The organism is Bartonella callosciuri (assembly GCF_014203215.1).
GTDB classification, from domain to species: domain Bacteria; phylum Pseudomonadota; class Alphaproteobacteria; order Rhizobiales; family Rhizobiaceae; genus Bartonella; species Bartonella callosciuri.
The window spans coordinates 152,605-176,690 of record NZ_JACHIM010000003.1; the positions used below are offsets into that span (position 1 = coordinate 152,605).

Annotated in this window: 13 protein-coding genes; 6 read left to right on the plus strand and 7 right to left on the minus strand. The window is 38.5% G+C overall.

Translation table 11 applies throughout. From position 1 onward, the window contains the following. Positions 1-343 precede the first annotated feature (343 nt). From coaBC to gyrB, 4 genes are all read right to left on the minus strand, one after another. Positions 344-1,741 (minus strand): bifunctional phosphopantothenoylcysteine decarboxylase/phosphopantothenate--cysteine ligase CoaBC, encoded by a 1,398-nt coding sequence (gene coaBC / locus HNQ69_RS04115; RefSeq protein WP_183228812.1) that lies wholly within the window; start codon positions 1,739-1,741, stop codon positions 344-346. 70 nt (positions 1,742-1,811) lie between these two features. Then, complete coding sequence (ubiB, locus tag HNQ69_RS04120; RefSeq protein WP_183228813.1) at positions 1,812-3,398, minus strand: 2-polyprenylphenol 6-hydroxylase; 1,587 nt, start codon at positions 3,396-3,398, stop codon at positions 1,812-1,814. Positions 3,399-3,400: 2 nt separating this feature from the next. Further along, a complete protein-coding gene (gene ubiE / locus HNQ69_RS04125) occupies positions 3,401-4,183 on the minus strand; it encodes a bifunctional demethylmenaquinone methyltransferase/2-methoxy-6-polyprenyl-1,4-benzoquinol methylase UbiE (protein ID WP_183228814.1) in 783 nt (260 codons plus the stop codon). 118 nt (positions 4,184-4,301) lie between these two features. Then, entirely contained in the window at positions 4,302-6,734 is a 2,433-nt protein-coding gene (gene gyrB, locus HNQ69_RS04130; protein WP_183228815.1) for a DNA topoisomerase (ATP-hydrolyzing) subunit B, read from the minus strand. An 886-nt stretch (positions 6,735-7,620) separates the two neighbouring features. Between gyrB and HNQ69_RS04135 the strand changes: the two genes are divergently transcribed. After that, a complete protein-coding gene (locus HNQ69_RS04135; RefSeq protein WP_183228816.1) occupies positions 7,621-8,505 on the plus strand; it encodes a transporter substrate-binding domain-containing protein in 885 nt (294 codons plus the stop codon). 12 nt (positions 8,506-8,517) lie between these two features. Here HNQ69_RS04135 and HNQ69_RS04140 read toward each other — a convergent pair whose 3' ends face one another. Then, the gene (locus tag HNQ69_RS04140) at positions 8,518-10,050 is read right to left on the minus strand and encodes a YifB family Mg chelatase-like AAA ATPase (RefSeq protein ID WP_183228908.1); all 1,533 of its coding nucleotides are present in this window, start codon (positions 10,048-10,050) and stop codon (positions 8,518-8,520) included. A 406-nt stretch (positions 10,051-10,456) separates the two neighbouring features. Here HNQ69_RS04140 and HNQ69_RS04145 point away from each other — a divergent pair, with 406 nt between their 5' ends. Further along, positions 10,457-12,415, plus strand: a complete 1,959-nt coding sequence (locus HNQ69_RS04145; RefSeq protein ID WP_183228817.1) for an autotransporter assembly complex protein TamA — start codon at positions 10,457-10,459, stop codon at positions 12,413-12,415. Then, positions 12,415-17,061 (plus strand): translocation/assembly module TamB domain-containing protein, encoded by a 4,647-nt coding sequence (locus HNQ69_RS04150; protein ID WP_183228818.1) that lies wholly within the window; start codon positions 12,415-12,417, stop codon positions 17,059-17,061. Before HNQ69_RS04145 ends, HNQ69_RS04150 begins: the two co-directional genes overlap by 1 nt. A gap of 1,298 nt (positions 17,062-18,359) precedes the next feature. On the opposite strand, the gene HNQ69_RS04155 is transcribed toward HNQ69_RS04150, so the two are convergent. Together HNQ69_RS04155 and infC are read right to left on the minus strand one after the other, a co-directional pair. Further along, on the minus strand, positions 18,360-20,126 hold the full coding sequence (locus HNQ69_RS04155) for an ABC transporter ATP-binding protein (protein ID WP_183228819.1): 1,767 nt from the start codon (positions 20,124-20,126) through the stop codon (positions 18,360-18,362). 218 nt (positions 20,127-20,344) lie between these two features. Next, positions 20,345-20,863 carry a translation initiation factor IF-3 gene (gene infC, locus HNQ69_RS04160; protein ID WP_183228820.1) on the minus strand — a complete coding sequence of 173 codons (519 nt, stop codon included), beginning with the start codon at positions 20,861-20,863 and terminating at the stop codon, positions 20,345-20,347. 191 nt (positions 20,864-21,054) lie between these two features. Here infC and HNQ69_RS04165 point away from each other — a divergent pair, with 191 nt between their 5' ends. The 3 genes from HNQ69_RS04165 (at position 21,055) to dapE (ending at position 24,004) form a co-directional block, all read left to right on the plus strand. Continuing rightward, a complete protein-coding gene (locus tag HNQ69_RS04165; protein WP_183228821.1) occupies positions 21,055-21,834 on the plus strand; it encodes an alpha/beta hydrolase in 780 nt (259 codons plus the stop codon). Between the two features lie 33 nt (positions 21,835-21,867). Further along, positions 21,868-22,614, plus strand: coding sequence for a M48 family metallopeptidase (locus HNQ69_RS04170; protein WP_183228822.1), 747 nt, complete (start codon positions 21,868-21,870; stop codon positions 22,612-22,614). 217 nt (positions 22,615-22,831) lie between these two features. Then, positions 22,832-24,004, plus strand: a complete 1,173-nt coding sequence (dapE, locus tag HNQ69_RS04175; RefSeq protein ID WP_183228823.1) for a succinyl-diaminopimelate desuccinylase — start codon at positions 22,832-22,834, stop codon at positions 24,002-24,004. The last annotated feature ends 82 nt before the right edge of the window (positions 24,005-24,086 follow it).

The following is a 24,086-nucleotide window of genomic DNA, read 5'->3' on the forward strand; positions in this document are numbered from 1 at the left end:
TACTGTGGGGAGGAGGTTAAGCATCGTAGAAAATCATGATAGGATTTTTCTATAACGCTCATGAAATGAAAGTATGCAGAAGTAGCAATAAAAACCATCGATGCTAGGAAAATCACTAAGGCAGCTATTTTATAAGTAGACTCAAATACATAAGAATTTTCCTCTCTTTCAAGAGTAGGGGATTGCTTTTTGTACAAAGGTGATCATCTTCTCAATAAGAAATCATCGTAATAAATAATTTTACGTGATTTTGTGGGTGAATCTTATTTTTATCTTGTATTGTTTTGAATATTCTAATGTCTAAAAAGTTTTTATTCTTCATTCAAAATAAGGCATCTTTCGCTTATTGATGAGCAGGGGGATGAGACGCGAAAAATGACACAATAATCTTTGCTAGTTTTTGTGCTACTTGCTGTTTGCTCATGGCTGGCCATTGTTCAACATTTTCTTTACTGACAAGACAAACTTGGTTTGTATCAGAGCCCATAACGCTTGTCCCATCACCATGAAGAGAAATGTCATTCGCAAGAATGAAGTTTGCACCTTTTTCGACACATTTTTTTTGTGCATTTTCAATGAGATTAGAGCTTTCAGCAGCGAAGCCAATCACTAGTGGAGGGCGGTTTGGAGCATGTCCAATTGTTGCCAAAATGTCAGGGTTCTCAACCATATGCAAAGAAGGTGGTATTTGAAGAGCGCTTTTTTTGATTTTGTGTAAAGATTGTGTTTGGCTGCGCCAATCACAAACGGCGGCAACAAAAACAGCTCCATCGGCAGGCAATTCGGCTTGAACGGCTTGTAACATTTGACACGCTGTTTCAACATGAATAGTTTTCACTTCCTGTGGATCAGCAAGATCAACCGGGCCACAAATAAGCGTTACTTTTGCGCCCAAATGGGCGAGAGCTATTGCAATAGCATGACCTTGTTTGCCCGAAGAACGATTAGCAAGATAACGCACAGGATCAATTGGTTCATGGGTAGGACCAGAAGTAACAATAAAATGGCGTCCAAAAAGTGGTTTTTCTTGCACACCTAAAAGAGTTTCTACTGCCGCCACAATGGTTAAGGGCTCACTCATGCGTCCATAACCTGTCTCATCACGCTCAGCCATTTTACCGGCTTCTGGACCTATTATATGCACGCCATTTGCGCGCAGTTGTGCAACATTGCGAACAGTTGCTGGATGTGCCCACATGGCTGGATTCATGGCTGGTGCAATTAAGAGTGGGCAGCGTGCTGCTAAAAGCACACAATCAGCCAGATCATCTCCTATGCCGTTGGCTATTTTTGCAATGCGATTGGCTGTAGCGGGAGCTAAAATAATGAGGTCAGCACCCTGTGCCAATCGAATGTGTCCGATATCATGTTCTTCTTCACGTGAGAATAAATCACTATACACGGTATGACCACTGAGAGCTTCAGCTGCTAAAGGTGTAATAAATTTTTGCGCTGCTTTTGTCATGATAATATTTAAATGCGCTCCACGTTCTTGTAAACGGCGAATTAGATCAAGCGCTTTATAAGCAGCAATACTCCCACCAATAATAAGAAGAAGTGATTTTGATTGCAATGATTGCAATTCAAGAGCACTTGCTTGAGAGGGAGGTATAGAGGGAGTATTGGGATTGCTTAAAAGACGGCGTGCTTCTTCTTCCATAGAAATGCCATTTTTTGCGGCACGTATGCGTAAAGCTTCTTTAATTTCAGGAGAGAGATTGCGAATGGTAAGACTGGCCATAAGATACATCCAAAAAATGAAATGATTGCAATGATTTCATCATTGATGTTTTTTTAACATATTGAGCAAATTATAAAAGATGAAAAAGATAAAAAGTGAGGCAAATACAACAAAATGCAATGATAAACAGACTATAACGACCATAACGATTGGTGCGACTCTGTTCGACAGCAAGTTTTTTAATGGTTGCGGGAGAAAGATTAAATCCAGTTTCTCTCATTTGGTTAAGGTCTTCTTCCATACGTTGGAAATTTTGTATCAATTGTGGTGTTTTACGAGCCAGCGAAAGAAGTGCTTGCGCTCCTTCACTAAAGTCTTTTGCGATCCCCACGGGGCCTAAATTTTTGCTAATCCATTCTTTGACGACGGGTTCAGAAGCTTTCCACATATTAAAATGAGGGTCCAATGTGCGGGCTACACCTTCAACAACGACCATAGTTTTTTGTAACAATAAAAGTTCAGGTCGTGTTTGCATGTCAAACAATTCAGTGACTTCAAACAACAAGGTGAGCAACTTAGCCATGGAAATGTTTTGCGCTGATTGTCCGTGAATTGGTTCACCAATGGCACGATTGGCTTGGGCAAAACTCTCAATATTATGATATGCAGGCACATATCCAGCTTCGAAATGAGCCCGTGCTACCCGATGGTAATCACGAGTAATAAAACCGTAAAGGATTTCAGCAAGGAAATGCTTTTCTTTTTTGCCAAGGCGCCCTGTAATTCCTAAATCAACAGCAACAATACATCCTTGTTGATCTACAAATAAATTACCAGGATGCATATCGGCATGAAAGAAGCCATCCCGTAAAGTATGACGAAGAAAAGATTGGATAAGCGTGATTGCTAGAGCTTTTAAATCAAAACCAGCCTCTTTGAGCGCGGAAATTTCGGATATTCTTATACCATCGATCCATTCCATTGTTAAAACATTGCGTCCTGTTCGCTCCCAATCAACTTGGGGAACCCGAAAGCCTGTATCATTTTGAATATTTTCAGCTATTTCTGATATGGCAGCTGCTTCTAGTCGTAGATCCATTTCAATACGTGTGGTTTGTGCTAAAGTGTCAACCACACAGACAGGGCGCAGCCGTCGAGAAGCTGGTATATAACGTTCTTGTAAATGGGCAACGAGATAAAAACCTCTAAGATCTTTAGCAAAACGTGTTCTGATATTGGGACGGATGACTTTAACAGCACATTTTTTTTTATGACCGGTTCCATCATCGTATTCAGCTGGATGAACTTGGGCAATAGAAGCGGCAGCAATAGGTGGATAAAAGTTTACGAATAAATCATTGATAGATCGACCAAGCGAATTTTCAATCTGTGCAATAGCTGCAGAACAGGAAAATGTTTGGACACGATCTTGTAGCTGTACCAAATCTTTTGCAATATCACGTCCAACAATATCGGGTCTGGTAGCAAGAAATTGACCAAGTTTTATGTAAGAAGGGCCGAGCCTATTAATGGCATAAGAAATATTTTCAGATCGTCGCGTCTTTTTCGTTTTACGTCGTGCGAGTACACCTGCAATACGATGACACATTGCCGGAAACCCTTGAAGACCATCGTTAGGCAGAGCACTTAAAACGCCTTCACGTGCTAAAACCCATCCTGCACGGATCAATTGAAAGTAAGTGGAAATCTGCACCATTTTTAAATTTTCCAACCTGAATGCAGTGCCGCGATAGCGCCCGTAAGATTGCGGTAGGATACTCGCGAAAAACCTGCAAGATTGATCATATGGGCAAAATCATTTTGCTTAGGAAATTTGCGAATAGATTCAACTAAATAACGATAAGCATTGCCATCATTTGCGATGATTTTTCCAAGTTTAGGGATGACATGAAAAGACCAAAGGTCATAAAGTTTGTCAAGTAGAGGCATTTCGACATTTGAAAATTCTAAACACAAGAAGCGTCCCCCCGGTTTTAAAACACGAAAAGCTTCTCTCAGAGCTTTGTCGATATGAGGCACATTGCGGATTCCAAAGGCAATAGTGTAGGCGTCAAAGCTTTGATCTTTAAAGGGGAGATATTCTGCATTGGCTTCGACAAAATCGATCAGCGGAGCAAAATCATTTTTTTGTGCACGCTTTTTACCGATACTGAGCATTGAGCCGTTAATATCAAGCACCGTAACATGAGCTTTTTGGCGTGAAGCATTAAGAATGCGGAAAGCGATATCACCGGTACCACCAGCCACGTCAAGAGCCTTCCAATTGGAACGTGCTGGGGGAGAAAGCCATGCAACCATAGAATTTTTCCACACCCGGTGCAGCCCTAACGATAAAATATCATTCATCTTATCATAGTTTTCAGCGACAGAGTGAAACACACCATCAACCATGGATTGTTTTTGCGCTTCATCAACTTTTGTAAAGCCAAAAGAGTGCTCCATACCACCTTCGGCTCCTACGCGCTTTGCTTCAGCTGTCATGTGCACGACCTTCCTTATTTTTATTTTATCGTAAATGAAGTATCGAGGGAATGTTCAAATACGAAAAAACGACCTATAAAGCTGCGACGTTTATACAGCTAGAAACAAAAGAGTACCTTTAGATATCAAGATTAGCAACGCTTAAAGCATTGTCTTGAATAAAAATTCGTCGAGGTTCAACTTCATCACCCATTAAGCGAGAAAAGAGTGAATCTGCATCGGTCGCATCATTGATTTTAACTTGTAAAAGAGAGCGTGCATCAGGATCAAGAGTTGTTTCCCAAAGTTGTTCAGCATTCATTTCCCCAAGACCTTTATAACGTTGAAGAGTAATGCCTTTTTTACCATTGGCAAAAATATTTTCTAAGAGACTTATAGGTCCAAAAATACGCTCTGATTTATCCTTGCGGTGTAGGAGGGGAGAAGGATTATATATTTCTATGAAACTTTTAGAGACACGATCAATTTGGCGTGCGTCAGCCGAATTAATAAGTCCTGCATCTAAGGTAATAACATCTTTAACTCCGCGTAAGATACGTTCAAAACATAAACTCCCATCTGATGTGTACTGACCACTCCAACCACGCTCTATATCATCGGCAATTAAATCAAGACGATTTGCTACTTTATCCGCTATTTTTTGCGCTTTTTCTGGTGTTGAAAGAGCTTCAGAACTAAAAACACCGGCAATTGCTGCTTGCTCAACAACTGTGCGGTCATAGCGTGTATGAAGACCATTTAAAAGTTGGCGTAACATACGTGCATCTTCAGCAAGTTGACGTAGATCAGCATCTGAACGAATTTCACCTGTTGACAATTCTAATGTTGCTTCTTCAAGTCCACTCTCAATGAGAAATTCTTCGAATGCTGCCTCATTTTTCATATATTGGAAAGATTTCCCTCGTGATACTTTATAAAGGGGAGGTTGAGCAATATAAAGGTGTCCACGTTCAATCAATTCAGGCATTTGTCTAAAAAAGAATGTAAGGAGTAGGGTGCGAATATGCGCACCATCAACATCTGCATCTGTCATAATGATGATTTTATGATAACGCAATTTATCTGGTGAAAATTCATCTTTACCAATAGAGGTTCCAAGAGCAGTGATAAGTGTTCCAATCATGTCAGATGAGAGCATTCGGTCAAACCGAGCCCGTTCAACATTGAGGATTTTACCGCGTAGGGGCAAAATTGCTTGATTTTGGCGAGAACGCCCACTTTTTGCGGAGCCACCAGCCGAATCTCCCTCGACGATGAAGATTTCTGATTTTGCTGGATCACGTTCTTGGCAATCGGCAAGTTTTCCCGGAAGAGAAGTAATATCAAGAGCTCCTTTTCGCCTTGTGAGCTCACGTGCTTTGCGCGCGGCTTCACGCGCAGTTGCAGCTTCTACCACTTTACTAATAAGAAGCTTTGCTTCATTAGGATGCTCTTCCAGCCATGCTGAAAGACCTTCATTTACCAAACTTTCAACAATAGGACGCACTTCAGACGAGACTAATTTATCTTTTGTCTGTGAAGAAAATTTGGGGTCAGGAACTTTGACAGAAAGAATAGCTGTGAGTCCTTCACGGCAATCATCACCAGTTAAGTTAACTTTTTCTTTTTTTGCAATACCGGAAGATTCAGCATAACCATTAATTTGCCGTGTTAAAGCACTTCGGAAGCCTACCAAGTGCGTTCCGCCATCACGTTGAGGAATATTATTTGTAAAACACAAGACTTTCTCATGATAGGAATCATTCCACCACAGAGCAACATCTACACTCATTCCATCCTTTTCGCTGGTAATGTAAATAGGAGCATCAAGCAGTGCTTTTTTCGTTTTGTCAATATATTTTACAAATTCAATCAATCCTCCTTCATAATGTAATTCAACGGATTGAATGTCAGCATGACGTTCATCAACAAGAAGAATATGTATGCCAGAATTTAAAAAAGCGAGTTCCCGCAAACGACGTTCTAGAGTTTCAAAATCAAATTCCACCATAGTAAAGGTTTCAGGGCTTGGTAAAAATCTGATTTCTGTTCCACTTTCCATATCACAATCGTCAACAATTTTTAGCGGAGAATCAGCAATCCCGTGAGTAAATGACATTTCATGAGCTTTACCATTGCGTTTGATTTGCAATTTGAGCCAAACTGATAACGCATTCACAACAGAAACACCAACGCCGTGTAATCCACCTGAAACTTTATAAGAGTTTTGATCAAATTTTCCACCTGCATGAAGCTGTGTCATGATAACTTCAGCTGCTGAAACACCTTCTGTCGGATGGATATCTGTTGGAATTCCGCGTCCATTATCACGAACAGAGCAAGAACCATCAGCATGGAGTGTGACGTTTACAAGAGTAGCATAACCGGCTAAAGCTTCGTCAATAGCATTGTCTACGACCTCATAGACCATATGGTGCAAACCTGAGCCATCATCTGTATCGCCGATGTACATGCCAGGACGTTTGCGTACAGCATCAAGGCCTTTGAGGACTTTGATGGAAGCAGCATCATAGCCATCATTCTGTGTGGGTGAGGTTATTTCATCACTCATAAGTTAATCCATTTCTGTCTTCAATTTGTGATATTTCATCAACTTTTCGAAACTTAACGTTTTGGTCAATCATTTATGGAATAACCACATTAAACATTTACTGTATATCAGATCTATATTCAACATCTGTCGATACATAATAATAGGGAAACGATACCCGTATTACACAATTACAGAGAATGATTTTTACATAGATGCACAATCTTGTGCTGTTGCATTGCATTTTGGATATAGAAAAAACGAACAGTTGATTTGATTTAAGTTGCCCCGCGGGTTGTTAATGGTTAATGTTTTAGGGGGGTGTAGTTATTTGAAATTTGTAATGACACGAAGAGCAAGCTGTCGTTGCTTTTTTTATGAGCATTCCTTGTATAATACATAATCAGAAACTTCATAAAACGTATGCTATTTATTTTTATTTACTCTTCATAATGTCTAAAAACGGATGACATCATTTGTGGTTTGTGTAAAAAAACTGCCTAGCGTTGTAAACGTATTACGACCTATTACTCATGGAATAAAAATTATAATGCATTTTCTTAAGATCAGAATTTTGTTTTTATTTAAAAGGAAAACACAAGAAGTATTTTTGATTCAATGAAGATATTGAGGAAAAAATAAAGCTGGTGAAAGTAGAGAACTTTATTCACAATTTATATTTAAAGAAACCGATTTTCCCACAAACGATTTTTTAGAGAGTTTGTGTGAGGGAGCATCAACATTCTGATATTCTTGGTATATTTTCAGAATCCTATAGGAACTATTCGGTTTTTTGACAATTTTTAGAGATTTCATTTGTTAAAGCAGCAGATATTTCAGTTAAGTGCATTAGATATTATAACTGAGAGAAATTGCATTTCAGCATTGAAAAATGGGGGAAAAGATTGTGAAAATAAGGAAATCTATAAATGGGTTCAATGCTCTTATTGGGGTTTTATTTGTAGTATGGAGATTGTTGTTTTCCTCTTTTTCAGAGGCTGAAACGGTTAGAAAGCTCCCTTCTTTTTTTGGTTCTCATGAATATTTGGTGCAACCTGATACGGCAGATGTAATTCGTTTGCGTTTTGTAACAACTTTTGATTTTCCTCCTTTTAACTTTCTTGACCAAACAGGACGTCTTGCAGGCTATAATATCGAGTTATTGCGTGCTATTTGCTCAAAATTAGATTTAGAAAAAGTCTGTGAGGTGGAGGTTGTTCCTTGGGAAGAGCTGGTAGACCATGTTAAAGATGGCAATGCGGAAGTTATTATTGCAGGTTTAAAAGAAACAGTAAAAACGCAACAAAATCTTGTTTTTACAAGGTCTTATTTGCGTTTTCCAGCTCGGTTCGTTACGTCTCGATTCATGGCGTCTCAACTTATAAACTTCGATGAACAAGTAAGCGATAAACTTACATATTTAAGTAGTGGATTATTATTCAATAGTGTTCATGAAAAGCTCTTTCATAGTTATTTTCCTGAAGCTAAATGGCAAGGCTTTAAAAGCAGAGCAGAGCTTTATAAAGCGCTAAATGAGCATAAAATTGATCTTATTTTTGATGATGGATTTGCTTTATCTTTATGGCTCAATGATCCAAAATCTGTTGATTGCTGCTGCTTTGTTGGAGGGGCGTATATGGCGCCACAATTATTGGGGCAAGGAATGCGGCTTGCTGTTGCAAAAAAGAATGAAAAGTTAATTGATATCCTCAATTATGCTCTGAAATCTCTGGAAGATGATGGCAAGCTTGCAGAACTTTATCTGCGTTATTTCCCTATTAGTTTTTATTGATAAATACTTTTCTTAGGGAATAGCTGTTAATCTTTCAGTGCCTAGTCGATAGGAAATAGCTTCCGCAAGATGATGACGTGAAAGAAGTTCTGATTCCTCAAGATCAGCAATGGTGCGTGCAACTTTGAGAATACGATGATAGGCACGTGCGGAGAGGTGCATTTTTTCACTCACATCCCGTAAGAGTTTGGCAGCGTTTTTGTCAGGAACGGCAATTTGTTCGATGATTTTGGCAGGACAATCGCCATTGGTACGAATATGGTCAAGACCCAGTGTTTTAAAACGTTTAGCTTGAATGGCACGACATCGTTCAACACGTTTGGCAACGTTGCAGCTTTTTTCTGATTGTTCTGGTTGCATAAGATCCATAGCTGTTAAAGCAGGGACATCGATTCGTAAATCAATTCGGTCGAGTAGAGGACCAGAAATACGAGACTGATAATCGATTTGACAGCGTATTCCTTTTGCGCAAACATAGTCTTTTTCACCTGCTATACCACATCGACAAGGGTTCATAGCGGCAATAAGTTGGATGCGGGCAGGATAGCTGATATGATGGTTTGCGCGGGCGATAACACATTCTCCACTTTCTAAAGGTTGACGAAGAGAATCGAGGACCTGTGGAGAAAATTCAGGCAATTCATCAAGAAATAAAATACCATTATGGGCAAGTGAGACTTCACCCGGCCGTCCTTTAAGTCCACCACCAATCATTGCTGCCATGGAAGCAGAATGATGCGGAGCACGAAAGGGACAGTGCAGTGAAATGGTATTATGAACTATTGCTCCTGTGAGAGAAGCAATCAAAGAAACCTCTAAAAGTTCACGACTATCAAGGGGCGGTAAAATAGAAGGTAGTCGTTGGGCTAACATAGATTTTCCTGCACCAGGAGGACCTACAAATAAAAGGTTATGCCGTCCAGCTGCACAAACTTCTAATGCACGTTTAGCGGTTTTTTGTCCTTTAATTTCGCAAAGATCTGGAAGTTCAGTCTGGACATTGTATTGGCGCGGTTGTGGACGTTTTTGAATTTGGATTCCTTTAAAGTGATTGACCATGGTGAGAAGAGTCTCAGGGGCAAGAATATTCATCTCTGCATTGGCCCATGCTGCTTCAGGTCCGCATGAGTGAGGACAAATGAGTCCTTTATCGAGTGATAAAGCTGTCATTGCAGCTGGTAAAACACCATTGACAGCTGTAATAGAACCATCCAATGATAATTCGCCTAAAATAATGTAATCTTGTGCGACTTCGGGAGGAAGAATTCCCATAGAAAGCATTAAGCCTACAGCAATTGGCAAATCATAATGTGAACCTTCTTTAGGTAAATCAGCTGGTGCAAGGTTAATAGTCACACGTTTATTAGGCATAGAAAGCCCACAAGCGTGAAGGGCTGCTTGCACGCGTTCACGGCTTTCTGCGATTGCCTTATCGGCTAATCCCACAATAGCCATTCCTATTTTACCGGAGGAGATCATAACCTGTACGTCGACAGGTACCGCTTCTAGACCGCGAAAAGCAACAGTTATAACACGCGCGATCATCATTTATTTCCCCTCTTTAATTTCGAAGAAACAATCATATCTGCACATAAAAATCAAGAAGTGTCTCTATGGTTTTTTGCATCGAGAGATCTATATAGTTACGCAAGCTTTATAGTGCAGTCATGGGGAGTAATTTGCACAAATTTAACCATCATGATACGCGGTTAAATAAAACATTTATAATGTGCTAAATGACTATGATAGGAAAGAAGGAACTAGGCTATTTGTATTGCACGGTAGTACAGGATTTTGTGAATATAAGTGGAAGAGATGTTAGTATCACAAAAAAGATTGTTATTTGATATAATCAAACATGTGAAATATCCAGAGTAGGCATATTTATCTTTCTTTTTTGATGTTATTGATAATACAAAGTGATGTAAATGTAGTGAAGGTATCTGATTTAATGATATACCAGATGGGAGTTTTTTTAAAATCAGAAACCATGCGCAGTTTATTTATATGTCTATGCTTTGTCTGCACTTTTCCACAGCCGCTTGCAGCATTTGAGCTTTTCGGCATCCCTCTTTTTGGTAAGAAGAAAACAAATTCACATAATATTAACAGTACAGAGAGGTTTTATAAAGTTGATGTCGTTACACCGCCAGGTGCACCATCAGAGGGTATTAAAATAGTTAAGGCTGTATCTTCTCTTGTTACCGATAAAGATAAAGTATCATCTAGTTCTTCAGGTTTGTTAGCTAAAGCCCGTTCAGATTATCGGGCAATTCTTTCTGCTCTTTATGCTGATGGGCGTTATGGTGGTGTTATTAGTATCAAGATTAATGGTTTAGAAGTCGCTGATTTAAGTCCTGTGACTCAACTCCCAGCACAATCTAATATTGTTATTACGATTGATGCTGGCCCACAATATGCTTTTAGTGCTGCAGATATCAATAAAGTTGCTCCATTCATACAATATAAGACCCATAGAATGCCTACAATTGAAGAATTGGGTTATAAGATTGGAATTGTTGCCAAATCTGAAACTATTCTGAAAGCAGAAAGGTGGGCAATTGAAGGATGGCGTCGACAAGGGTACGCTAAAGCTAAAGTTATGAAGAGTGAAGTCGTTGCTGATCATGCTGTACGACTTGTTGATGCGCAGATTGCTGTTGATCCTGGACAAAAGGCTTATTATGGTCCTTTAAATGTGCATAATGTTAGTAAGAAGCCACGTGTAGATTCAGCCTATATCGCGTGGATGACAGGATTGAAGGTAGGTCAAAGATACGATTCTGATGCATTGGCCAAGGCAAATGAAAGACTTACACGACTTAATGTTTTTCGTGCTTTGAATATACGTGAGGCTGATACAATTAACCCTGATGGTAGTTTACCGCTTACGCTTGTTTTAGAAGAACGTAAACCACGTCGTTTCGGTGCAGGTGCTAGCTATTCAACATTAGATGGTGCTGGTTTTGAAGCTTATTGGATGCATAATAACCTTTTTGGCCATGCGGAACAGCTTAAAATTGAGACGAAAATAAGCGGCATTGGCAGCAAAAAGCAGGAATCGTATAATCTGAAAAATTTTGATTATCTTTTCTGCAGCACATTTATAAAACCTGGCATATTCACTCCCGATACAGACTTTAGAACAGAACTGAAAATGCAGCAAGATGTCCTAGAAAATTACACAACAAACGCCATTAAAGGAAAGTTCGGTATCACGCACGTCTTTAGTGGTAATCTATTGGGACAGATTGCTGTAGAAATTTCTAATGGTTATTCGCGTGATATCTATTTTGGGAGCCGTAATTTTACAACAGTTGGGTTACCGAGTGGTTTGATTTACGACAGTCGTAATAATAAATTTAATGCAATAAAAGGTCTGTATGGTGAAGCGCTTATTGAACCTTTTTATGAAGCGCGCTCTAATAATTTTGTGGCAAAAATGACTGTGGAAGGTCGTTCTTATTGGATACTGGATGAAAAAGATCGTTTTATTCTTGCAGTGCGAGCAAAACTTGGCACAATTCTTGGAAGTGATTCAGCACAAGTACCTTTAGATACGCTTTTTTTTGCTGGTGGTGGTGGATCTGTTCGCGGTTATGCTTATCGCAATATTGGTATAAAAACAGACAATGATGCTGTTGTTGGTGGGCGAGCACTTGTTGAGGGAGCGGCAGAGTTACGTTTTTCTTTAAATGATAAGATAGGGTTTGTCAGTTTTCTTGATGGGGGGCTTGTAGGAGAAAAAGCAAGTTTTAATTTTTCTCAAAAAATTAAATGGGGAGCGGGTCTTGGAGGTCGCTATATGACAGGTCTTGGTCCTTTACGCGTTGATTTAGCTTTCCCTCTTAAGCGAGAAAAAGGTGATCCTCGCATTGGTTTTTACATAGGTATAGGGCAAGCGTTTTAATGAAAAAAACTGTGCGTTTATGGGTTTTCTTATTTGGACTTTCGTTTCTTTTGGTGTGTGCTATTATTTTTGTGCAGAAAAGCCGTCCATCCTCTAGCGAAGCGACAGCGGATAACCGTTCATGGCTTATCTCTTTGATTGAACGTAAACTTTCAGCTCCTAATCGCTACGTTCGGTTACATAATGTGCAAGGGGGACTGTCTTCTCACATGTCAATTGATACTATTACTGTAAGCGATAAAAAAGGTATGTGGCTGAAAATTACCAATGCTAAAATGGATTGGAATCGTCTAGCGCTGCTGAGAGGGCTTATGGATATTAATCAGCTCTCGGTGGAACAGGTTACATTTTTACGCAAACCGCAGGGCAACTCTTCTCTTATTTCTGCTCTTGAGGTAGGGAAGTTTTCTTTACCAAAATTGCCACTTTCTGTTTCTATCAAGACGCTTACGGCTCAACAGGTGGCATTTGAACAGGACCTTTTTGGTTTTTCTGCGGATGTGTCCTTAAAAGGAAATGTAGCCTTAGCAAGTGACAACTTTGATATTGATATAGCGGTTCATCGTTTGGATGCACGAGGATCTTTTTCTGTTTTAACGAAGATCTCTGAGAACAACCGTATGGTTAAGATTGATATTTCTGCTAATGAACCGCAAAACGGCATTTTGGCAAATGTTTTTAACATTGAAAATCGTCCCGCATTAAATTTTGCCATTAAAGGTGATGGGACTTTTGATGATTTGGTTGTCAAACTTTATGTGGAAGCTGACCGTCATCCTATTTTAGATGGCAATGTTGTTCTTGCAAGTGTCGCAGAAGGGCACAGTTTTTCCACTGAATTGGTGGGTACACTCGGTTCTTTAATGTCTCCTCAATATTATAATCTCTTCGAATCTGATGTAACGTTGAAAGCAGAGGCAAGAATAACAAAAGAAGGTATAACATACCTTGATCATATAGCACTTCAGAATAAAGCAATGAATGTTATAGCTAATGCCGAAATAACCAAAGATGGATTTTTGCGGCGGCTTTTTGTTGATGGCAAAATAGCTCTTGATAAGGAAAATGGGGCTGTACGTTTACAAGAATCAGAAGCGCCAATGCATGTGGATAATCTTGCTTTAAACATTGATTATGGCCGTGAAGGAAGACAATCTTGGAATGGGCGGCTTGTTTTACATCATTTGAGTAATAAAAATGTTTATATTCGCGATGCAATTTTCGATATGGGGGGAGTGAGTGAAAATCTTGATAATGCAGTTTCTCGTCATGTTGGTATTCAGGTTAAGGGAACACTTCGAGGAATTGAGAAAAATATAGGCACGTTAAGAGAAGATTTAGACCAGACGGTTCATGTTCATTTAGATACGGATATTTTTTCTAGAGAACCAGTTTTGATTCATGACTTTAGTATTACGGGTCAAGGGTTTTCTTATTGGTTAAAAGGGGAAATAGACCGTTTTGTTTTTAAAGGTGATCTTGGTTTAAAAACACAAACACTTGCTCCTTTTAGTCTGTTGAGTAAACAATCACTCTCTGGTAGCGCAGATATTAAAGCCAAAGGAACGATCGGTTTAATGAGTGGCATTTTTGATCTTGAGTTATCAGGGATGGCTGATAATATGAAAATAGGTGTGAAACCTTTTGACCGTTTTTTCAAAGGAAATTTTACCCTTTCAGGCGGTGCTGCTTACGATACGGAAAGTGTGATTTTGCGTCGTTTGAATTTGAAAAGTCAATACGCAAATATACAAGCTGATGGGTATTTTTCAAATAAGAGCGCTAAAATGAGTTTCTATACTCAAATATCTGATCTCGCTAGATTAGATCCGAGAATAAACGGTGCACTTACAATCCAAAGTACCGCAAGAGGACACAATAGCCTTATAAATCTTGATACACGTGTTAATATTGCTGAAGCATTTTTATTGGGGAAAAAACTTCACAATACAACACTTATGATGAAAACACGAGTGGATAATACATTATCGGTACCTTCTTTAACGGGCTCTGTGAAGGGTGAAGGGACTTTTGCTAAAAAGCCATTATATTTATCGGCTTCTTTTAAAGATTCTAATCGGATTCGAAAACTTGAAAATATCGATATTAGAGGGGGAAGCGCAAAAATAACAGGTGATCTTTCCCAAACGAAAGGTTTTGTTAAAGGTGCGTTGCATATTGATGCTGATGATATTTCAGTGCTTTCGGCGTTATTTTTGCAGGAAGGAAGTGGAAGAGTAAAAGGAGATTTTGTTTTTGACGAAAAAAATGGCAAACAAAAAGCTAATCTAAATGCACATGTTGACCGTTTAAGCTTTGCAAAGAATAAAATTAAAAAGTTAGAAGTCAAAGCGGACATATTTGATCCTTTTGGCATGACACAGTTTGAGGGTTTTATTAATGCAGAGCATATCCAAACGCCTTTGATGATGGTTAATCATTTGAGAGCTCGCGCTAATGGTAAAGATGGGCAAACAGTTTTTACTGTTCACGGGATGTTGCCCAATAATACAAACGCACAGCTTTCTGGCCGTATGGTTGCGGTAGAACTTTCAGAAGTTATAAAACGAGAAGTGCAGATTGAAACCATAGATATTAAACAACGCAATTTTCACGCAACATTGCCTAAAGTGGCTATGATTGTTTTTGATAAAGATGAAATAACAGTAAATGGATTAGAAATTGCGATTAATGAAGGGAGAGTTATACTTGCAGGAAATGTGCAAGATACTCTTAATTTGCATCTGATAATGAATGCAGTTCCCGCTGCTTTAGTTAATCTATGGAAGTCGGATCTTGGAGCTGCTGGTACTTTAACAGGGCAGGTTATGATTCGTGGTAGTTTACAAAAGCCTGATGTGACTTATGATATAAAAGGTGAGGGGCTGACAACCGTTGTTCTTCAAAATAAAAAAATAATGCCTTTTGTGCTTACTGCTACAGGTAAAACAGTAGACCAAAATCTTACTTTAAATGCAAATTTAACTGGGGAAGGGGTAGAGGCTCAAGCACAGGGGCGTATATCTTTAGATAAAAACAAGCTTGATTTTCATGTTAACTTGCAAGATTTGCCTATACGTTTGGTTAATGGTTTTATTGAAGGGGAAGCGCTTGGAGGAACGATTGTAGGGAAGGTCGATATTGGTGGAACAATAAAGGATCCATCTGGTTATTTTGAGCTTTCTAGTCAAAATTTTACCGCTATGACACATAAAGGGCCTATGTTGATCAATCTGAACACGCGTGGTTCTTACAAAAAATCAACTTTTCATATTGAGAAGATGGTGGCAACAGGAGATAAAGGATTAGATCTCTCCATGAATGGGCCTGTCTCCTTAAATAATTCAGAGATTAATTTAAGTGTTAAAGGAACAATGCCTCTTGCTTTTGTTGATCTATTTTTAGCTAAGCGCGGTGCGTATGTGACGGGTACAGCAAGAGTTGATACAACTCTAAAAGGTACATTATTCCAGCCAGAGTTGATAGGGGACTTTTCTATAGCGGATGGTAGCTTTTTTGATTCAAAAACAAATTTAGGATTGAATAGTATAACCATTGAAGGCAAATTAAATGGCGATCATATTCTTATAGAGAAGGCTTCAGCTTCTTCGTCTGAGGGGGGGATGGTTTCTGCTTCAGGCCGTATCTCTAATGATCTACAGCCGGATTTAGTTTTTCATCTTAACAATGCTAATTATAATGATGGCTCTATGATTCTTGCAACATTGTCAGGAAAGATGACAATGACAGGCCATTTTTCGGATAATCTTGTTATTGGTGGTGATATTACAGTTGAAAAAGCTGAAGTTTTTATTCCCGATCATTTTCAAAATGCAAAATTTCTTGATATTAAAAATAAGAATATAACCAAATCGATTCAAAAAACGCTTGAACGTGCTGAAGTTCAAAATACCAATACAAATCTTAATGCTTTTCAAGAATCTTCATCCGTTGTGCTGTCAAATATGCGGATTAGAGCGCACAATCAGTTTTTTGTCCGTGGACGTGGGGTAGATGCTGAACTGGGAGGACGCATTAATATAGCAGGTCCATTGAATAATGTGCATCCGGTTGGTGAGTTTCAGATGATTCGTGGACGTTTTGATATTCTTTCACAGCGTTTTAATTTTGATCAGGGACAAGCAAGTTTTAGCGGTAATCTTAATCCTACAGTTTATTTTGTGAGCAACAATAATAGTGGTGATATTCAGGTCACTGTAACTGTAAGTGGAACGATTGATAATATTGATGTTCATTTTTCTTCACAACCGAATTTACCACAGGATGAAATTTTAGCGCATTTGCTTTTTAAGCGCTCTCTTAATGAGTTATCACCATTTCAAATTGCCCAGCTTGTGGCAGCAGCAGCAGATCTTACAGGTGCTTCTAATACGTCTTTATTGAACACTCTACGAGCTAAAATTGGTCTTGATGATCTTGATGTTATTGTTGATGAAAAAGGGAATACTGGCTTACGGGTTGGAGGCTATATACACAATAACATTTATTTAGGTTTTGAAGCAGGGTCGGATGGAACAACGAAGGGAACAATTAATTTGGACATTTCGCGTAATCTCAAAGCTAAAGGTGCCATAGGAAATGAAAAGAATTCTAGTATTGGTCTATTTTATGAAAGAGATTATTAAGGATTAAAGTTCTGAAGTGCCAATTTCTTAGGTTTTATGCACTTAACGCTCTTGGACAGAGAAGGATTCAAGTATAGACGAGGAATCCGATAGAATAAAATTTTTTATCAAATGGCGAAAAGATATATCTGAAGTATGTGATTTTTTTGTTTAGCGCGTTCTTTAATAGAAACACACCCTTTATAAAAAACAGCATGCTGTTGTGCTGCATTCATGTACTCATTTTACCATCTCTCGTTACTCCCCATCTATCTTACGGCACTGTCTGTGAACGATATAACGCAAAATCTATAAAGCACCACCATCTTTGTGCAAAATACAAGCCCGCACCATCATTCTATTTACCAGCTCCCTAGCAACTGCTCTTGCTGAGACGGTTTATAAGGGATATTTACTCCTTTTTTAATAGTTTTTTATCCACACCTTCGTTCCTTTTGTGATGTACAAGCGAACAACTTTTTAATTCTGAGTGTGAAGGCTCGCAATATTTGCAATAAGAGAATCTTACGGCATTCGAGGTTTTTATTTAAATTGCAAAACCATTAATTGTCTTTATAAATCAATGCATCGTATTTCTTGAAGAAATCTCAATAAGACGGTATTCTTTGTAGAAATGCTCATCATAGTTATATGATGTTTTCCTATTTGAATGGTAAAGTATTATAGGAATACCGTTTTGTTTCCTCATCTGTTCGTTTAATGCATCTAAGTCATAATTTTAATAAGTTTAACAATAACCTGTGTATTTTAAAATCCTTTAAGGATTTGATATGCTTGAGTAATAGCAGTTCCAGTTCTCGGACATAAATAAAACGCAAGGTTTGTTTTCAAGCATTCTTCACAGCGTGAATTTTCTTGGTAAATCCTCCTTTGCTTTTTTATAACACTTTCTTCTCATGCTGACCTTATCTATAGTGCAGCGCAGGAATAAATACGGACCAAGATGGCATCGATTCTTATAGCTCCTGGCAAATTTTTTCAAAACTTGATGCCAGCTTCTTTTAAGCATAGCGGGATTCATAACATTTATGGATGCTACACTAATTGCTAGAAGAAAGAGGAAGCTCTCGCTATTGTTCTTCTATTTTTTAAAATAGAATAAACGCTTTCAAAGAAACGGCAAACAAGGTTTGCAGTTCTCACGCGAATCTCCTAAATTTATCTTCAGTAAACTGTGAATTGCTTGGCAATTGCTGTACTTAATGGAATATTTTTGAATGGCGACATTTCATTTTTTACAAACGGTATGCAATCACCTCTCCACCTCTTATCTTAAATCTTAATTAGATATATAGAAATTAGCACATGTGCTTTTTGAATTGGATATTATGAAGCTTTTTATAAAAACCATTTGCCTTTGACAGTAATTCTTTTTGAGTACCTTGTTCAATCAGTTGACCATTTTGTATGACAACAATTTTATCAGCGCGCGCAATCGTTGAAAGGCGATGGGCGATGATGATAGCGGTACGTCCTTTGATGAGATGATAAAGGGCTTCATTAATTTGTGCTTCAGTGTGTGAATCTAACGCACTTGTTGCTTCATCAAGAATTAAAATTTTACTATCATGAAGCATTGCTCTGGCAATGGCGAGCCGTTGTTTCTGTCCGCCTGAAAGATTACAGCTATTATCACCTATCTGTGTATTATAGCCATTTGGTAGCTTCATAATAAAGTCGTGAGCATTGGCTGTTTTTGCTGCTTTAGTAATATCATCGTCGCTGGCCCCTTCTTTTCCAAGTCCGATATTATATTTAACGGTTCCTTGAAAGAGAAAAGTATCCTGCCCTACGTAGGCTATCAGGTTTCTAAGGGAGCGAAATGTGGTGTAACGAATGTCTTGATCATTAATCAATATGCGTCCCTCTGTGGGGTCATAAAGGCGCATAATAAGGTTGATAAGGGTTGATTTTCCTGAACCTGATGGCCCCACCAACGCTGTCATTTTTCCAGGCTCTATTTCTAGATTGATATCCCTCAACACCATTTGATCATCTGTATATGCAAAAGAAACATGTTCAAAACGGATAACTCCTTGCGTTGTATCCAGATCTTTAGCTTTTTCATGTTCTATAACGGTAAGAGGATAGTCGAGAATTTCAAACATTGTACGGATATTAACCAAGCCAGATTCAATTTTGACACGTACATTGGCTAATCTTTTTGCAGGTTCGTAAGCAAGAAGTAAAGCGACAATAAAGGACATAAGTTCACCTTGAACGCCTGCACGTTGGGTTGCAAGGTAGCCGGAAAAACAGATAATACTTGCAATGGTGACACCAGCGAGTGTTTCCATAATCGGGTTTGTAATAGCTTGAAGTGTTGCAATAGTGTTTGCTTGTTTTTCAACATCACAAATGGCTTTATTCATACGTTTTTTCATGAGTTCTTCTAATGAAAAAGCTTTGATAACGCGAATACCAATAGTACTTTCTTGTACAATTTTGATAATTTCACCAAGTGAAAGGAGTTCTTTTTCTGCAAGGCTACGAACACGTTTTAAAGCCATTCGAACTCCTAAAAAAGCAAGTGGTCCTACTATTAAAGTAATGGCGATTAACATAAAGTTTTGAATAAACATGACAAGCAATAGGCCACTAACAGAAAGAAAATCACGCACAAAAGTTGTTATAATTGTATCAATAATATTACGTGCTTCTGTAGCATTGTGGGTTACACGGACAAGAAGATCAGATGAAGTATTCTTATGATAAAAAGAAACTCCCTGTTCCATAAGGCGTGCGTAAATTTTGCGTTGTTGTTCAGCAACGATGCTGTTTCCTGCTTTGCTCAAAAAGTAAGTTTGGGCAAAAGTTGCAATTCCTTTGAGAATAAAAATGAAGGCAATGATGCTGGAAATCAAAAGAATCAGACTAAAATTTTGCGCATCAATAATAGAATTGACAACGTCACGCATAACCCATGCGCTGGCTGCAGTTGTGCAGGAAATAATGATCATTGAAAAAATAGCTGCACTGTACCAATACGCGTGTTTATGAAAATTTTCTCGCAAAAGGCGGATTATAAGATATTTATCAAGCGTGGAAATTTGTTTTTTTATCATGAAGCGCTTCTATATTTTATCGTTGTTTTATGCAAGATTGAAGCGCTCTTATTAAGGATATTAGTCTTTAGATACAAAGAGTATTCTTTTTATGAAGCAGTTAGGGCATATTTACCGGTTATTTGAAAGCACCACAACATTCCTCTGTGGTGCTTTTAAGTCATATCCAATATACTTAACTCTATATAATTTGCAGACTATACATAATTTCAAAACAATTATTTAGCTGCTATTACCATCATCATTTGACGACCTTCGAGTTTTGGCTCAGATTCGATTTTAGCAATTTCACTTGTATCTTCTTTAACGCGCTGAAGAAGCTTTAGTCCAAGATCTTGGTGTGCCATTTCACGACCACGAAAACGCAAAGTGATCTTTACTTTATCACCATTACCGATAAAGCGATGAATAGCTTTGAGCTTTACGCCATAATCATGAACATCAACGTTTGGACGCATCTTAATTTCTTTAATTTCGATGACTTTTTGTTTTTTACGTGTCTCAGCCGCTTTTTTTTGGGTCTGATATTTCAATTTGCCCAAATCGATAATCTTACACACGGGTGGTTCAGCATTTGGTACAATTTCAACCAAATCAAGCCCTGCATCTACAGCCATAGCAAGCGCTTCTTGTATTGTAACAATCCCCTGATGTTGCCCCTCATCATTAATAAGTTGAACGCGAGGAACACGAATATCTTGATTTGAACGTGGTCCGTCCTTCTGGGTAGGTGTCATTTTAAACGGTTTGCGAATGGTTTATGCTCCTTAATTTGATTCATCTACAACATAATTTAATATACAATTATACACAGAAAAACAACTAGAATTCGAGCTTTTTTCATATTTGATTTATGATTTTGAGGTTTAATTTGGAGGGTAGAAATTTTTCTTTTATCATTAAAGATGTTTTATAAAGGAAAAGCATAATGGATCAAAATATTCCTCGCCAGTTTTTTTCGTTTGAAGATACTACTCTCGCAGTACGTTATCGCAAAGGCAGTCATTCCCCTGGTTTAGTTTGGCTTCATGGCTATCTATCCGATATGTTAGGGGATAAGGCGAAGTTGGTTGATAATTTTGCTAAGAAGAATGATTTATCCTGCTTACGTTTTGATTATTCTGGGCATGGAGAATCAGGGGGTGATTTTTTTAAAGGAACGGTTTCACGTTGGGTTCAGGAAAGTTTAGCAGTTTTTGAAACCTATTGTGAAGGGCCACAAATTTTGATTGGCACCTCTATGGGAGGATGGATTGCTTTAAGGCTTGCTATGTTGCTAGCACAGAAAAATAAGAGGCTTGCTGGCATGGTTTTAATTGCACCTGCTGCTGATTTTACACAAACATTGATAGAATCAGGGTTGGGTCGGAAGGAGTGGAAAATTTTAGAAGAAACAGAGCATAGTGACAGATCTGCCATTAGTTATACGGAGCCGGTTCCTTTTACAAAAGCATTTGTTGAAGATGGTAGAAACAATTGCGTCATGAAGGGGTGCATTGATGTTGGATGCCCAATCCATATTTTACAAGGGATGGAAGATGTGGAGATACCCTATCAGCATACATTGACTTTACTTAACCATTTACCCTTACATGATGTAACATTGACACTCGTTCGTGATGCAGACCATCAATTTTCGCGTCCGCAAGATTTGGAGTGCCTCGAAACAGTATTGAGATCATTGATTAATAGAATTAATGCAGGATAAAGGTCAAATTTATTGATGATAAAGTCATAATGTATGACCGTTTATGAACAGCCTTTTATTTTCTCTGATCGGGTTGTACCTCTACGGGTGAAGGAGCACAAGCATGCGCGTCGTCTCACATTACGTATTGATGCGAGCGGTCAGGGAATTTGTGTAACAACACCACCAGCGATAAGTTTCTATTCAGTTGAAGCTTTTATTGAAAAGCACCGATCCTGGATTGAGACACGCCTTGCTCGCATGCAAATTTCTCACGAGAATTCTTATCTCAAAGAGGGGATAACGATTCCTATACTAGGTGTTGCACATACCATAAGGCATAAAGCAGGACGCGGGATAACAGAAATCGTTACAGGGGATGTGGGGCAAGAGAATAAAATTATCGTTTATGGTCAATTAGAATATTTACCAAGGCGTATTGCTGATGTTTTAAAAAAACAGGCTGCACTCATTATAACGCCATTGGTGGCACATTATGCATATAAAGTAGAGCGTAAAGTAAAGTCAGTTTGTTATAAAGATACGAAAAGTCGTTGGGGTTCTTGTTCAGTCGATGGGCGTCTCTCTTTTTCTTGGCGTCTTGTTATGGCGCCAAGAGAAATTGTTGAATATGTTGTTGCGCATGAGGTTGCCCATCTGATCAAAATGAATCACGGACCTAAATTTTGGGCTCTTTGTGAAAAACTTTGTCCTGATAGTAAAACGTATCGCATTTGGTTGAAGGAAAATGGGCATATACTTCAAGCAATCAATTTTCATTCATATAAGTTAGAAATATGAAAAATACTTAAAATAGGATAATGTTCAACGGAACTTTTGATTTAACATTCCATTATGTATGTACTTCATCGCATGATGAGGAATTCATTGAAGCCTCAGCAATCTTGTTTTCCCTTGCTTAGTTTGCTGAGTGTCTTCAATGTTTTTACTTTATCTTTTTTGTATTTCAGCTTAATAACCTTTGATAACTCTTAAGTTTATGATTGGGAAAGCGCTTATGCCTGTCCTTACAGATCCTATACAGCTCTCACAGATGCTGATTCGTTGTCCTTCTGTTACACCTCATGAAGCGGGTGTTTTATCGACTTTGGAACAATTTTTAAAGAAGCTAGGGTTTTGTGTTGAGCGTCCTGTTTTTTCGGATAAAAATACAGAAGATGTTGAAAATCTTTATGCGAAGATGGGAAAAAAGGGACCGCATCTCATGTTTGGGGGTCATACTGATGTAGTGCCACCAGGTGAATTGGAAAACTGGACATATCCTCCTTTTGGGGGTGTGATAGATCAGGGGAAATTATATGGGCGAGGTGCGGTTGACATGAAGGGTGGAATCGCTTGTTTTATTGCGGCGCTTGCTCGGGTTCTTGAGAAACGGCCTATAAAAGGAATGGTAAGCCTTTTGATTACGGGTGATGAAGAAGGTCCTGCATTTAACGGTACAGTTAAACTTCTCAAATGGGCAGAACAAAAGGGTGAAAAATGGACGGCAGCTCTTGTAGGAGAACCGACAAGCGTAGAAGCTGTTGGTGATGTAATCAAGATTGGTCGTCGAGGATCACTTTCTGGTATTATTACAGTTAAAGGTTGCCAAGGTCATGTTGCTTTTCCTGAGCGGGCAGCTAATCCATTGCCTTTAGTAAGTAAGCTTATTGAGGCATTGATACAAAAGCCTTTAGATCAAGGCACAGAAAATTTTCAACCAAGTAATTTGGAATTAACAACTATTGATACGGGTAATTCTGCGGTGAATGTTATTCCAGCGCAGACGATGGTTCGTTTTAATATACGTTACAACGATCTTTGGACAAAAGAATCGCTTATGGCAGAAGTTGAAAAGCGTCTCTCTTTGGTACAGTCAAAAAACAAGTGTGATCAATACCCCTACTATCAGCTTAAATGGATGCCAAGTTTAGGTGATGTTTTTTTGACTAAAAATGATAAACTCATTAAAATTTTATCAAGTGCTATTGAAAGTGTGACAGGGAATATACCAGAATGTTCAACTTCGGGAGGCACTTCCGATGCACGGTTTATCAAGGATTATTGCCCGGTGGTTGAATTTGGTTTACCAGGGCAAACTATGCACATGGTGGATGAATATGTCACTCTTGATGCAATGGAAAGCCTCACTACTATTTATGAACATTTTATTGTTGGTTTTTTTGAGTAAAAAGGAAGCAATTGTTTTTTTTAAAACATTTTTACCACAAATTAAAAATTGTGCCCATTATATCACAATTGATGTTATGGTA